The sequence below is a fragment of the Spirosoma humi genome, from assembly GCF_054776575.1.
The window spans coordinates 153,464-167,279 of sequence record NZ_BAAHBR010000003.1 but is presented as its reverse complement, the minus strand read 5'-3'; the positions used below and the strand labels follow the sequence as shown (position 1 = coordinate 167,279).

9 protein-coding genes are annotated in these 13,816 nt (G+C 52.7%); 3 read left to right on the top strand and 6 right to left on the bottom strand.

From position 1 onward, the window contains the following. Window positions 1-7: 7 nt before the first annotated feature. From ACYU8Y_RS04340 to ACYU8Y_RS04315, 6 genes are all read right to left on the bottom strand, one after another. Window positions 8-3,574 (bottom strand): TonB-dependent receptor, encoded by a 3,567-nt coding sequence (locus tag ACYU8Y_RS04340; protein ID WP_460934574.1) that lies wholly within the window; start codon window positions 3,572-3,574, stop codon window positions 8-10. Window positions 3,575-3,610: 36 nt separating this feature from the next. Further along, window positions 3,611-4,657 carry a FecR family protein gene (locus ACYU8Y_RS04335; RefSeq protein ID WP_460934572.1) on the bottom strand — a complete coding sequence of 349 codons (1,047 nt, stop codon included), beginning with the start codon at window positions 4,655-4,657 and terminating at the stop codon, window positions 3,611-3,613. A gap of 58 nt (window positions 4,658-4,715) precedes the next feature. Beyond that, a complete protein-coding gene (locus tag ACYU8Y_RS04330) occupies window positions 4,716-5,297 on the bottom strand; it encodes an RNA polymerase sigma factor (RefSeq protein ID WP_460934570.1) in 582 nt (193 codons plus the stop codon). Between the two features lie 111 nt (window positions 5,298-5,408). Then, the gene (locus ACYU8Y_RS04325; RefSeq protein ID WP_460934568.1) at window positions 5,409-5,633 is read right to left on the bottom strand and encodes a hypothetical protein; all 225 of its coding nucleotides are present in this window, start codon (window positions 5,631-5,633) and stop codon (window positions 5,409-5,411) included. A 149-nt stretch (window positions 5,634-5,782) separates the two neighbouring features. Then, window positions 5,783-6,271, bottom strand: a complete 489-nt coding sequence (locus ACYU8Y_RS04320; RefSeq protein ID WP_460934566.1) for an SRPBCC family protein — start codon at window positions 6,269-6,271, stop codon at window positions 5,783-5,785. A gap of 2 nt (window positions 6,272-6,273) precedes the next feature. Continuing rightward, on the bottom strand, window positions 6,274-6,588 hold the full coding sequence (locus ACYU8Y_RS04315) for an ArsR/SmtB family transcription factor (protein WP_460934564.1): 315 nt from the start codon (window positions 6,586-6,588) through the stop codon (window positions 6,274-6,276). Window positions 6,589-6,980: 392 nt separating this feature from the next. On the opposite strand from ACYU8Y_RS04315, the gene ACYU8Y_RS04310 reads away from it, so the two are divergent. The 3 genes from ACYU8Y_RS04310 (at window position 6,981) to ACYU8Y_RS04300 (ending at window position 13,805) form a co-directional block, all read left to right on the top strand. Further along, on the top strand, window positions 6,981-8,738 hold the full coding sequence (locus tag ACYU8Y_RS04310) for a CocE/NonD family hydrolase (RefSeq protein ID WP_460934562.1): 1,758 nt from the start codon (window positions 6,981-6,983) through the stop codon (window positions 8,736-8,738). A 191-nt stretch (window positions 8,739-8,929) separates the two neighbouring features. Continuing rightward, on the top strand, window positions 8,930-9,274 hold the full coding sequence (locus ACYU8Y_RS04305; RefSeq protein ID WP_460934560.1) for a DUF6660 family protein: 345 nt from the start codon (window positions 8,930-8,932) through the stop codon (window positions 9,272-9,274). Between the two features lie 103 nt (window positions 9,275-9,377). Then, window positions 9,378-13,805, top strand: a complete 4,428-nt coding sequence (locus ACYU8Y_RS04300; RefSeq protein WP_460934558.1) for a CusA/CzcA family heavy metal efflux RND transporter — start codon at window positions 9,378-9,380, stop codon at window positions 13,803-13,805. Window positions 13,806-13,816: the final 11 nt, after the last annotated feature.

Here is a 13,816-nt window from a genome sequence, read left to right as displayed (position 1 = left end):
AATGGACCTAGAACGTGAGATTCAGACCGGCAGAAATTGTCTTGGATAATGGGTATGTTCTGCCATTGGTGGCGTCGCCATCGAGTTGCTCCGGATCAATGTATTTGGATCGCAGGGGGGTATAGGTCAGCAGATTTTCGCCACTTACATAAATCCGGGCGCGAGTTATGCGGATCTTTTTGCTGAGACTTTCGGGAATCGTGTAGCCAATGACCACATTTTTCAGACGCAGGTAGCCAACATTCTGAATGTAGCGGTCGTTGGGCGCGTTCAGGTCACCGCCACCGTTTAACGCCGTGTAGCCTCTCAGCACCGGAAAGTACGCGTCGGTGTTGGTCGGCGTCCAGACATCAGCCTCAAAATTCTCCGGAATGAACGAATAATACGGCCGCGAATAAGGCCCCCAGAACTTGTCAGCGTTGTTGCCCGGATACCAGTTTTTCCGAAGAATCCCCTGCGCCAGCACCGACATGTCGAAGCCGTTCCAGCTTGCCCCCAGGTTGATACCATACCGGTAGCGCGCCCGGTCGTTGCCGATTATCTTCAGGTCGCCGTGATTCGCTAGTGTGTTGGCTCCCTGGTCGATCTTTCCGTTCCCGTCGGTATCGATGAATTTCAGGTCACCGGCTTGTAGTTTGCTCCAATCGCCGGGGGCGCTCAGGCGCTGTTTGTTGACAAGCGTTTGGTCGACCGTGTAGGCCTGCGCTTCTTCATTGGTTTTGAAGTAGCCGTCGATGGAGTAGCCCCATATATCGCCAATGGTCTGCCCTTCATAGCGGCTCGACAGAATCTTGTTCGGGTTGTCGTATTTGGTTATGATCGATTTGGAATCGGATAGAACAAACGAGGCATTATACACCAGTGGCTTACCGGCCACCTTGACCTGGTCGCGCCAGCCGATGGACAGTTCAAAGCCCTTCGTCTGTAAATCCCCGGCGTTTTGGGTGGGCACTGTAGCGCCATAAACCGACGGAAGCACCTGCCCCGGCACCAGCATCCCCGTTGTATTTCGGATGTAAACGTCAGCGGATAGGTTCAGTCGATTCTTCAACAAACCCGCATCCAGACCCAGGTTGGAGGTCGTTGCTTTTTCCCACGTAAGGTCCGGCGAAATTGGGTTCGGGCTGTTCACGTACGACAGCTTTTGACCATTGGTTATCCAGCTCGACTGCGCTGTTGGCATAATGGAGATGTATGGATAAAAGCTGGCCGAGTTGGTGTTCGACGGCAGTTGATTCCCCAGCGTACCGTACGAAGCCCTGATTTTAAAATTATCTACGAGGCCCTTGAGTGGATCGAAAAAGCGCTCTTCGCTCAGCCGCCAACCCGCTGAAACAGACGGAAAGAAACCATACCGTCGACCTTCGCCAAAACGGGAAGTCCCGTCGTAGCGGCCATTCACTTCCAGCAGGTATTTGCCGACATAATCGTAGTTCAGGCGATAAAACGCCCCAAACAGTGAATACTGGTACGAGTCACCGGCCGACAGTTGTTCGCCCGTACCCAGGTTGAGATCGTTCAGACTTTCGGAAAGCAGGTTCTTACGAGCGCCGAACAGCCGCTGGTGTTTTTTAGACTCGTAGTTAATCCCCGCCGTGGCCGCCACATAGTGTTTGCCGAATGTCTGATTATAGGACGAATACACGTTGGTCACGTTCATGGGATCGAACCAGAATGTTTTGCGGTACTGGTCCGTATTGTAGTTAGGCACGACGGCTAGAATACCCGGTTGAATGGAGTACTGAGCCACTGCAGACCGGTACCAGTCGTCGGCGATGTAAAAGGAGTACGCGTAGTTGGCAACCAGATTCCAGGTTTTGGTAAAGTCGATGGTTACCGAGTTGATTGCCGTCAGTTCATGTACCCGCTTTTCGCCACCGGCAACGCCTTTCAGCAGGTTTGCGTACAGCCCATCGCCAATGGAATAGTTGTTTTTCAGGGTGTTATACGTAGCCGTTCCATCGGGATTCGTGGGTGCATAAGCGGGTAAGGCGTGGACCGTAATTCCTACAAAATTCGCGTTGGCACCCCCTTCCAGGCCGGGGTATTTATACTTCGAGTCGAAATACTGGATATTGCTGCCCACTTTGAGCCAGGGCGTCAGCTGTGCGTTGATTTTACTGCGGAGGGTGTAAGACGTGAATTTATCGGTGTTGATCTTCATGATTCCGTCTTTCTCGAACATCGATCCCGACAGAAAATAATTGATCTTGTCGGTCCCGCCAGACAAATTGATGTTGTGCTGTTTGGAGGGCTCGGTCGTGTTGAAGAGCGTATTCCACCAGTCGTAATTCCCGTAATAGTTATAAATATCTTTTCCGTTTACGTTTTTAATGACCGTCCAGGGGCGAGCGGGATTTTCAACTTTATCGTACCGCCGGGCTTCCAGTTCCTTGTAGTCTTCCTCCGAATAACGGGTGTAGCTGTTGCCGGTAGCCCGCGTAAACGCTTCGTCGTTCATCCGAACGTATTCGTAGCCATTGGTCAGAAATTTGGTGCTGACCGTCGGGGCCGACCAGCCAAAATTGTTGCTGTACGATATGGTTGTCTTGCCATTTTTGGCCGTTTTGGTCGTCACCAGAATAACCCCAAACGCACCCCGAGCTCCATAGATCGCCGATGCGGCCGCATCTTTCAGCACCGATACCGACTCCACGTCGGCCGGGTTGATGCGGTTGATGTCGCCGGGAATACCATCGATCAACACCAGCGGTCCTCCCCCGTTGATTGACGTTTCTCCACGCACGTTCAGGTTACCACCCTGCCCCGGCTGGCCGGTGCTGAACGTAATGTTCAGGTTAGGAACCATACCCTGGAGAATTTGTGACATGTTGTTCAACGGCCGGTTTTCAAGTTCCTTGGCCAGCACCTGCGATACGGCCCCCGTCAGGTTCACTTTCTTTTGGGTACCATAGCCCACCACCACCACTTCGCTCAGCGCGTTCTGCGTTTCTTTGAGGATTACGTTGAGTATAGACTGACCGCTGTTTACGGGTACTTCCAATGTTTCGTACCCAATGAAGGAGAAGGATAGAATCAGATTGCTACTCACGTCGGGAATGGTCAGCGTAAAGCTACCGTCGGCATTGGTCGATGTGCCACGCGTGGTTCCTTTTACAACAATGCTCACACCGGGCAACGGTTGGTTACCGACATTGTCGCGCACGACACCCGACAGGATTCGCCGGGGCTGATCGAAGGCGACCACCCGGTTGATCTGAAAAGCCGGCACAGCCAGCAGGCTGCTTTGCCCATCCACTTTTTTTAGAATGATCTGTCCGTTGATCACTTCCCAGGCAATGTTCTGGGGGGTAAACAACCGCTGGAGCACACTCGCCAGCCGTTCATTACGGGCACTGATCGAAATACGTTTGTCAGCCCCAATCACACGCGGACTATACACGAAGCGCACATCAACAGCCCTTTCCAATTGCTGCAATACCGTTCGTACCGTTTCGCCTTCTACCGTTATGGAAACGGAGCGGTTCATTAATTCCTGCGCTGACAAGGGCACAGCCTGGCCTAGACTACTACTCAGCAGGACGCTGACTAATAGCGAAATAAAACGTTTCATGAAATATAAGTAGTTTTAAGTAAGCTAGTTTGATTGTTAAGGGCATCCCCGGCCGCTAATTCGAATGCGCGTGCCGTTGGTTTGATAGGTAGCGCCAATGGACAGACAAATCATGTTCAATTGGTCAGGTAATGACTGGTTGGCCAGATTGGCCGTGAGTGTACAGTTGGCAAGGGCGTTGGCATCGAAGGAAATGGCTACACCATACACGTCGTCCAGTTCCTTAAACACGCGGGCGACGGGGGTATTGTCGAACACAAAATGGGTTTTGATGGCCTGAGGCCGGATTACGACCGGATAATCGGCCAACGATTTGACAATACGGCTCTCTGCCCGAAAAAAAGTCGCTTTCTCATTGGGAATCAGTACCATGTCGGACACTGTCGGATGCGGCTCCGCTTGCCGGTAAACGGCCACTCGGCCCGTCCGAACAACGACCTCAGCAGTGGGCTTACCCGCGTGGGCTACAATGGTGAAGCTGGTACCAAGCACTTTCGTGACCAGACCGTTCGCATAGACCAGGAAGGGTCGTTTCGGATTTTTAGTAACGTCAAAAAAAGCCTGACCGACCAGCCGAACTTCCCGCCGGTCGGCGGCAAATGGTTCGGGGTATTGTACCTGACTACCCGGCTGGAGCGTAATGGCGCTGCCATCCGTCAACGCAATCCGAAGCGGCTTACCCGACTGGTTCGTCTGATCGACCCGTTTTGACTTGCCCGTTTGAGCTGTTAGCTGATTGAAACCCTTTTCTGATGAACGATTCATCAGGGAATACCAGCCCAGTCCCATACCCAGTATAACCACAGCGGCAGCGGCCAGCCGGTAGACCAGTGTTGGTATACGTTTATGAGTTGGCGTCTGTTTGATCAAAGCCGCCATTTGTTGCCAGTGCTGCTCAACGAATGCCCGTTTGTCGGTCATCGACAGAGTAGGTTCAGCTTCTCCATCCAGCGCATCATACCACGCTTCGACCTGCGCCCGCTCCTCATCAGTCGCATGGCCGTTCCGGTACTTGGTCAGTAAGGTTTGTAGCGTTTGGGGGTCCATACCATCTGGCGACGGCACTCTATAGTTGTGCCGCATTCAGAGTACTAGACGAACAACTTGAAAAATACCCTAAGGCCAGTATGTTACGAAATCATTAAGAGCTCAGAAGAGTGGTCAGCACGACAGCGGTGGCATAGTCGTGCAGATTGGCGCGGAGGAAGGCAACTGAGCGTGACAGGTGGTACTCGATGGCTTTTTCGGAGAGGCCCAGCCGCATGGAAATTTCACGGATTGTTAGCTGTTCGAATCGGCTAAGGACAAATACTTCGCGGGTTTTGTTGGGCAGTTGCTCTAATGCCTGATTGAGGGATTCGGTCAGTTGGCTAAACTCCACCGAATGGAGGGTATTGAGCGTATCCGTTGGCGGACTATACACAAAGTGGCTGGCATATTGCTCCCCCTGCAACTGCGTGCGCACATGATCGACAATCAGGTGTTTGAGGGAGGTGGTCAGGTAAGCCCCAACATTACTGATGAGCAGTGATTCACGCTTTTGCCACAGCCGGAGAAACAACTCCTGCGCCATGTCAGAAGCCATCGCTTCGTCGCGAAGTTTACGCTTTGCCAGCACAAAAAGGTTATACCAGTGGCGTTCGTACAATGTGCGAAATGCTTCCTCGCTATCGGTTCGAAGTAGGGCCACTAATTCGTCATCGGTTAGCTCTTGCTCAGACATAGCTACAAAATTGCCATAGTTTTCCTACTCGTCAACCAATTGTGAGTTAAGTTTCTGTGAACAGATTACAGGCTTCGCTGCGAGCCCGACAGAGTACCGGGCGCCCTGGTGCTACGTGCGCGGCTCAGGTGGTAGCCTGGGGTGGGGAGTTTCTTTGTCCGTTTTCCATAACCGGCTTTTCGCCGGGTTGATTAGCTCCAGATGAATATGCTCCTGCGTGGTTTTGCCGGTATATTTGTTCAGCAGGTCTGTCAGATACCCCCGACAGATTGAGCTTTTCGGCGACGTACAAAACGGTGGGTAAACCCCGCAAAACTGCCTACCAGTAGGTGGCATTCGCAATTAACGGTTTACGGCTTGGCGATAGTGAGGGGATTGGAGAGCTTTTGCTCAACAAACCCACTAATGCCGATTAGCTACCAATACTAAATAATGGAGCGTTCAGCCTCACTTCGCCAAGCCGATGATAACGGCAATTCAGTCCGTTACTTTTGTTGCGATAAAGTTGCCAATAATTCCTCCAGGTTTTTCAATGTCATGGCCGTTCCTTCCTTGAAGCCCATTGCCAGCATTTTCTCTAAGCGCACAAGCGATTCATTGTAAATACTGATGCGTACGGTTGTCTTCCCGTTTTGTTCGCTGAACGTTAAGTCCCATTCCGAGCCGGGCAATTCTGGGTTTTCATCTTTGTCGGCAAAGGCATTCAACAATTTGAAATTGGTTTTGGGGCTAATGGACGTGTATTGTTGAACGGACCAATGCTCTTCTCCCTGAGGACTTACCATAGCGTAAAACCGCCGGCCGCCAACTTCAAAATCCATAAACTTTGTTTTTGAAGTCCAGGGTCTGGGCGCCCACCATTGATCCAGAATTTCCGGCTTCGTGTATGCATCCCAGACCAACGAAAGGTCGGCATCAAATTCTCTGGAAAAGGTTACTGTTTTTGTTGTTTTGTCAACGGTGAAATCGTTCATGTTTATCCTTTTTTTAGGGTTGATAATACGTCGTCAAGCTGATTAAAGCGGGTTTCCCAAAGGCTTCTGAATTGGTTTACCCACTGATCAACCTCTTTTATTCTTTCAACTTCCAGTGAGTAGTAGATCTCCCGTCCCTGCTGTTGCTGTTTCACTAGTTGACATTCGGTGAGTATGCGAAGGTGTTTGGAAATAGCCTGTCGGGTTGTATTGAAATTGTCAGCAATGGCGTTGGGTGTCATTGCCTGCAAGGCAATCAGGGCGATGATGGCCCGCCTTGTGGGGTCGGCTATTGCCTGAAAAATATCTCGTCTCATCTTGTTTGAAGTTTACGTCGCGAAACCGTATGGTTGCAAATGTACGCGCAACCATACGGTTTCGCAAATTTTTCACAGTAAAAGAAAATCCATTGGACTTGTCGACTTGGAGCCGCATTCTGAAATGGCTACTGACTCACTAGTTGCTTCACCAAACACCCCTTCCCGAGCAGACGCGTGGAGTTTTTATCGTCTCACATGAAAGCGTTTTGGGAGACCTTGTGATGTTTGGAGCCTGTTTTACATTTTCGCTGGATTGGTTTATGATGCAACGAAAGCAATCAATGGCTGTCCTTAAAAGCCTGATGACCTAAAAAAAGCTAGTAAGAAATTGGCTCGATTCAACGAAGTAGCAGCAGGCGCTTACGAATCAACATCAGTACGCCAACCGTATGAATGCCAAAAACACAACGAAAATTATCTGGGTTGCCCTTTTTTTACTGGTAGTCCGGTTCACCTACGCCCAACAGACCCTCCGGACGAAAATAGAGGAATCCAAAAGTGATTACGACGTACAGGATAGCATCCTGATAAACACTCAGGACGGCGCAACCCTCTCAGCCATGATGGTCCGAAAAAAAGGAGTAACCCAGCCCCTGCCCGTGGTCCTTCAGTTTAGCATTTATGTGCGCGATACCGGACGGGATATCAAGTCGCTGAAAGAATCGGCCGATAAGGGCTATGTAGGCGTTATTGCCTACACAAGAGGGAAACGATTCAGCCCTGACGAGATATATCCTTACGAAAACGAAGCATCCGATGCTTATGATGTAATTGAGTGGATTAGTAAACAATCGTGGTGCAACGGCAGCGTGGGCATGTTCGGTGGGAGCTATAATGGGTTTTCGCAATGGGCAGCTTGTAAAAAACTTCATCCGGCCCTTAAAACCATTGTGCCGTATGTAGCCAACAGACCGGGAATGGGTTTGCCCATGGAAAACAATGTATTTGTAAATCCTAACTACGAATGGTCGTTCTACGTTGGCAACAATAAGTACCTCGATACCCTTACCGGAAATGACAGGAAGCGTTTCCGAAACGTGATGTTTGACTGGTGGCGAAGCGGAGCGGCCTATAACAAAATGGACAGCATCGACGGAACCCCAAATAAATGGTTTCAACGCTGGATTAGCCATCCTGACCTTGACCGGTATTGGCAGGCGATGGCGCCCTACAAAAGCGAATTCAGGCAGATCACCATTCCTGTTCTGGCTTTTGATGGCTATTACAATGATTCACAGAATTCGAGCCTGTATTATCTTAAAGAGCTCCAGAAATATAATCCGAAAACACCCTGCTACCTTGTAATTGGTCCTTATGGACACTTTGGCACCCAGATCGGCGGAGAACGAGTGGTTAACGGCTATTCGGTGGATTCGGTTGCGTTGTTCGATATCAAGAAAATAACGTATCAGTGGCTTGATCACGTATTGAAAAGTGGCCCGAAGCCTGACATTCTAAAAGACAGGATCAACTATGAGGTCATGGGGGCCAATGAATGGCGTAGTGCCCCTTCGCTCGCGAAAATGAACAATGGGTTTTTAACGTTTTACCTGACCGACCAGAAAACAGACGCATTCTATTCATTAACGCCAAAGAAGCCATCAAAAGCGGGTTATCTGAGCCAGCAGGTCGATTTCTCTGACCGGCAAACCAGTACTAACGACTACTATCCTGACCCGATCGAGCGAAAGGCGATCGACACGAGCAGTGGCTTTGTATTCGTCAGCCAACCCTTACCGGAGCATCTGCTGGTAAATGGCTCATTCCTCGGTCAACTGAACATCAGTATCAACAAAAAAGATGTAGATCTTGGCATTACTCTCTATGAGTTAACCCAGACCGGCGAGTATTTTCACCTGTCGTATTACATTGGTCGGGCGAGTTATTCAAAAGACATGACGAAACGAACGCTGCTGAAACCGGGTGAACTAACGACCATTGATTTTTCAAACACGCATCTGGTCAGTAAACAGATAGGCAAAGGAAGTCGGCTGGTGGTGGCCATCAACGTCAATAAGAATCCCTTTTCTCAACTGAATTATGGAACAGGCAAAGAGGTAAGCACAGAAACCATATTGGATGGCAAAGAGCCGTTGCAAGTAAAGTGGTACAACAGCAGCTACATCAACGTGCCAGTGTGGCGCTGAAGTGTAGTCGTCGCGACGTCTCACTTCACCTAAGAGCCCTTTACAAGACAATAATTTTTACTGGTTGCCTAACTCGGTCAGTCGCATATGGGATAGTCAGACAAGGCGGGGGATTATGATAATTCCTTAAATTTGACCTGACCTACTTTTTGACTCCCTGTTGCACGTGCGTTTGCCCTACCTTTGTGAACGTGAAGTGGCTGACAACCATACTGGCCTTTTATCTGCTGACCCTTTCCCTGTGGCCCTGTGCAGATGAACCCCTACCGGTAGCCCGGCAGGCAGAGCCAGCTATGACCCTGTCAGTGAGTACGACCGAATCGGGGGGCGCCCATCACCACGAACACGATGCCTGTACTCCCTTTTGTACCTGCGCCTGTTGTGCCGCGACGATTACGGTCAGTCCCCAGTCCAGCCATACGCTAACTTCCCCGGTCGAAATCGTACCCATTGCCGTGACCCGTTTTAGTTACGCGTCGGCACATCCCCTTGATCCGATAACGGCCATCTGGCAACCCCCTCAACTTCGGGTCTGAACACCCCTGCCGGTTGCACCGGACTGCTTTGCCTTAAACGGCGTAGTTATGCAGTCTGTACGTGCCCGGCATCTGCCTATTATCCATTTGTTCAGACTACTTCATGCTGGATTCTATCATCCGATTTTCCATTCGGAACAAGCTCATTATCGGGCTGTTCACGCTCGCTTTAGCGATATGGGGCGGCTACTCGCTGACCCAGTTGCCCATTGATGCCCTGCCCGACATCACCAACAATCAGGTGCAGGTCATCACCCAAAGCCCGGCCTTATCGGCGGTTGATGTCGAACGGCTAATCAGTTTTCCCATCGAACAAACCATGGCCACCCTGCCAGACCTGGTAGAGGTACGCTCCATTTCCCGCTTCGGTCTGTCGGTCGTTACGGTCGTATTCACCGATGCGGTAGACGGAAACCTCGCTCGTCAGCAGGTTTTCGAGCGCCTGCAGCAAGCCCGTTCGCAGATACCCGCCAATGCGGGTGAGCCCGAACTGGCCCCCGTTACAACGGGACTGGGCGAAATTTATCAGTACGTGATTCGGGCTAAACCCGGCTTCGAGAAGCGATATCCAGCAATGGAATTACGCTCCATTCAGGACTGGATTGTCAGGCGACAACTGCTGGGCACGAAGGGGGTTGCCGATGTAAGCAGCTTTGGGGGCTATCTCAAACAATACGAAGTAGCCGTCGACCCACAACGACTCAAAGCGGTCGGGGTGACCCTAAATGAGCTGTTTTCGGCCCTCGAACGCAACAATCAGAATGCGGGTGGAGCCTATATAGATCGGCGACCCAATGCCTATTTTATCCGTTCCGAAGGGCTCATTGGTACGCTCCAGGACATCGGTAAAATCGTCGTGCGCCGAACCGACGCAGGCATACCGGTGTTGGTGCGCGACGTGGCCCAGGTTGGGCTTGGTTCGGCCATTCGCTACGGGGCCATGACCCGAAACGACGAAGGCGAAGTTGTGGGGGCCATTGTCATGATGCTCAAGGGAGCCAACTCATCGCAGGTAATCGGCAATGTCAAGCAACGGATCGAGCAGATAAAGAAGTCGTTGCCCGAAGGCGTTGACATTCACGCTTTCCTGGACCGAACCAAACTTGTCAACCGCGCTATTGGTACCGTTGAGCGCAACCTGATCGAGGGGGCCTTGATCGTGGTATTCGTGTTGGTCCTGATGCTGGGCAACTGGCGGGCGGGCTTGGTGGTCGCTTCGGTGATCCCGCTGTCGATGCTTTTTGCCGTCATCCTGATGAACCTCTTCGGCGTATCGGGCAACCTGATGAGCCTGGGGGCCATCGACTTCGGGCTGATCGTGGACGGAGCCGTCATTATCGTGGAGGCCACGCTGCATCACATCGCACTGAAAAAATTTCAACACCACCTCACGCAGGACGAAATGGACGCGGAGGTCTTCGCGTCGGCCAGCCGGATACGGTCGTCGGCGGCTTTCGGCGAAATCATCATTCTTATCGTGTATCTGCCGATTCTGGCTTTGGTCGGTATCGAGGGCAAAATGTTCCGCCCGATGGCGCAGACGGTAGCCTTTGCCATCGCCGGTGCGTTTGTGCTGTCGCTCACCTACGTACCGATGGTGTCGGCCTTGCTGTTGAGCAAAAAGCCGGTGCGCAACGAAACTCCCGCGATTGCGGATCGCATTATGGCGTTTTTCCACCGACTCTACAACCCGGCTATTCGCTGGACGCTTGGGCATAAAAGGTGGGTCGTTGGCTTGTCTCTCGCGTTGTTTGCCGGTTCACTGTTTGTGTTCAGTCGGTTGGGCGGAGAGTTCATTCCTCAGTTGGACGAAGGAGATTTCGCCGTGGAAACCCGGCTGATGACGGGCTCGTCACTAGGTCAGACGATTGATGCGTCCCTTCTGGCCGGCCAGGTACTCAAAGAAGACTTCCCCGAAGTGATCGAAGTGATCGGGAAAGTGGGCGCGGGTGAGATACCGACCGACCCGATGCCGGTGGAGGCCATCGATCTGATGATCATCCTCAAAGACCGCGACGAGTGGACATCCGCTGACAATCGGGAGGAACTGGCTGAAAAAATGCAGGCTAAATTACAACAGATTCCCGGCGTGAGCTTTGGTTTTCTTCAGCCCATTCAAATGCGGTTTAGCGAACTGATGACGGGCGTCAAACAGGACGTGGCGGTGAAGTTATACGGCGAAGATCTGGGCGTACTGGCTGATTATGCCGCCCGCATTGGCCGGGTTGTGACCACGGTGCCGGGCGCGGAGGACCTTTACGTAGAGCAGGTATCGGGGTTGCCTCAGATTGTCATCAAGTTTGACCGCGACGCGTTAGCCCGCTTTGGCCTAAGTATCGAAGAGGCCAACCGGTATGTCCAGACTGCGTTTGCCGGGACTTCGGCGGGCCTGGTGTATGAAGGCGAACGGCGCTATGATCTGGTGGTTCGGCTGCAGCAGCAAAGCCGCCAACGCATCGAAGATGTGCAGAATTTGCTGGTAACAACCGCTGCCGTTCCGGGCCATCAGGGGCAAGCCGTTCCGTTAGGCCAGATTGCCAATGTATCCTTTCAGAACAGTACCAACCAGATTCAGCGGGAAAATGCCCAACGGCGCATTACGGTGGCCTTCAATGTGCGCGACCGTGACGTAGAAAGCGTCGTTGGCGAGTTACAGCGGAAATTAGCGAGCCAGGTGAAGCTGCCAGCTGGCTACTATCTGACGTATGGTGGTCAGTTTCAAAACCTGCAGGAAGCCAAAGACCGGCTCACTATTGCGGTGCCAGTGGCCCTGCTGCTGATTTTTCTGCTCCTCTTTTTTACGTTTGGCTCCGTACGGCAAAGTCTGTTGATCTTTTCGGCGATTCCACTTTCGGCCATCGGGGGCGTAATGGCCTTATCGGTGCGCGGTATGCCGTTCAGTATCTCAGCTGGCGTGGGCTTCATTGCGCTGTTTGGCGTGGCCGTGCTCAATGGCATTGTGCTGATTGGTGAGTTCAATTACCTGAAAGCGGAGGGGCAGACTGACCTGCGAACGATCATTCTGCAAGGAACCGCCACCCGGTTGCGCCCCGTGATGATGACGGCCCTGGTGGCCTCACTGGGCTTTCTGCCGATGGCCCTGGCGACGACGGCCGGAGCCGAGGTCCAACGGCCTTTAGCTACCGTTGTGATTGGTGGACTATTGTCGGCTACACTGCTGACGCTGCTGGTCCTGCCCTGTCTGTACTGGTGGGAACAAACGCTGATGGGTGCCAAGAAGGCCAACCTCACCTCCAAAGCGGCCCCAAACCTGGCCACCTGGTGGCTCATTGCCGGACTCCTGTTTGGCATAGGCTCCACTGCGCTGGCGCAACCAGCCGCGAACGCACCCCTGACGCTTGAGGCTGCCCTGAATCAGGCCATTATCAACAACGGGTCGAGCCGGGTCAGTAGGCTGAACATTGCCCTTCAACAGACGGGTCGGCGCACTGCCCGCGACATTGGCCGTACAGACGTTACGTGGGTGGGCGGTCAGTACAACTCCCGGCGGTGGGACAATAATTTTACGATCTCCCAACCCATTCCGAATGGAAAACTGATTCGACGTCTGGAGCAACTGGCCGACGCGGGCATCCGGGGCAGCGAGTTGCAGGGGCAGGTAACCCAGGCCGAGCTACGGACGCGGGTGAAAGGAACGTACCTGGAACTGGCGTACCTGAATGAGCGGCTCAAACTCCTTCAATCTCAGGATAGCCTGCTGGTGGGATTCCGGCGGGCAACGGACGTTCGGTTACGCACGGGCGAGGGAACGAGTCTTGAACTAGCTACTGCCGACAACCTGATGGGGGAAGTACGTAACCAAATCGCTCTGACGGAGGCTGACCGACAAATTGCCCTGAGCGGTCTGCAAACCTTGTTGAACACAACGGGCCATTTGACCCTGCCCGATGGTCCGCTAGCCCGCCGACCGCTCCCAATGCTGTCCGATTCAGCTTTGGCCCAAAACCCGACGCTGGCTCTCTTGCGCCAACAAACCACCATTGCTCAGGGGCAGATTGCCGTGGAGCAGGCCCGGCTACGCCCCGATTATACCATCGGCTATTTTAATCAATCGCTTATTGGTGTACAAACGATCGATGGTCCGGGTGGCGTCTCCCAGGATCAGTTCTTTGGCGGAGGGACTCGGTTCCAGGGCGTTCAGGTGGGCGTTTCCATACCCCTGTTTCAGAAAGCGCAGCGCGCCCGCATCGAGTCGGCCCGGTTGGGGCAGCAGGTATCCGAAGCCTCGCTCCGGTTCAATCAGCGCAATCTACAGGGCGAGCTGGCAGCGGCCGTTGGGGAGGTGCGGAAACAGCAGGCCAGCCTGACCTATTACGAGCAAACGGGCCTGCCCGTGGCCCGCCGATTGGCCGAGGGGGCTGAAAAGGCGTTTCGGGCCGGAGAAGCCAATTATCTGGAATACGCCCAGGCCTTGACGCGGGCCATTCAAACCCGCACAGGCTATTTGGACACCATCAATCAATATAACCAGGCCGTGGTTGTTTTAGAACAACTCATTGGCCTGCCTTAATCGCACCTCAA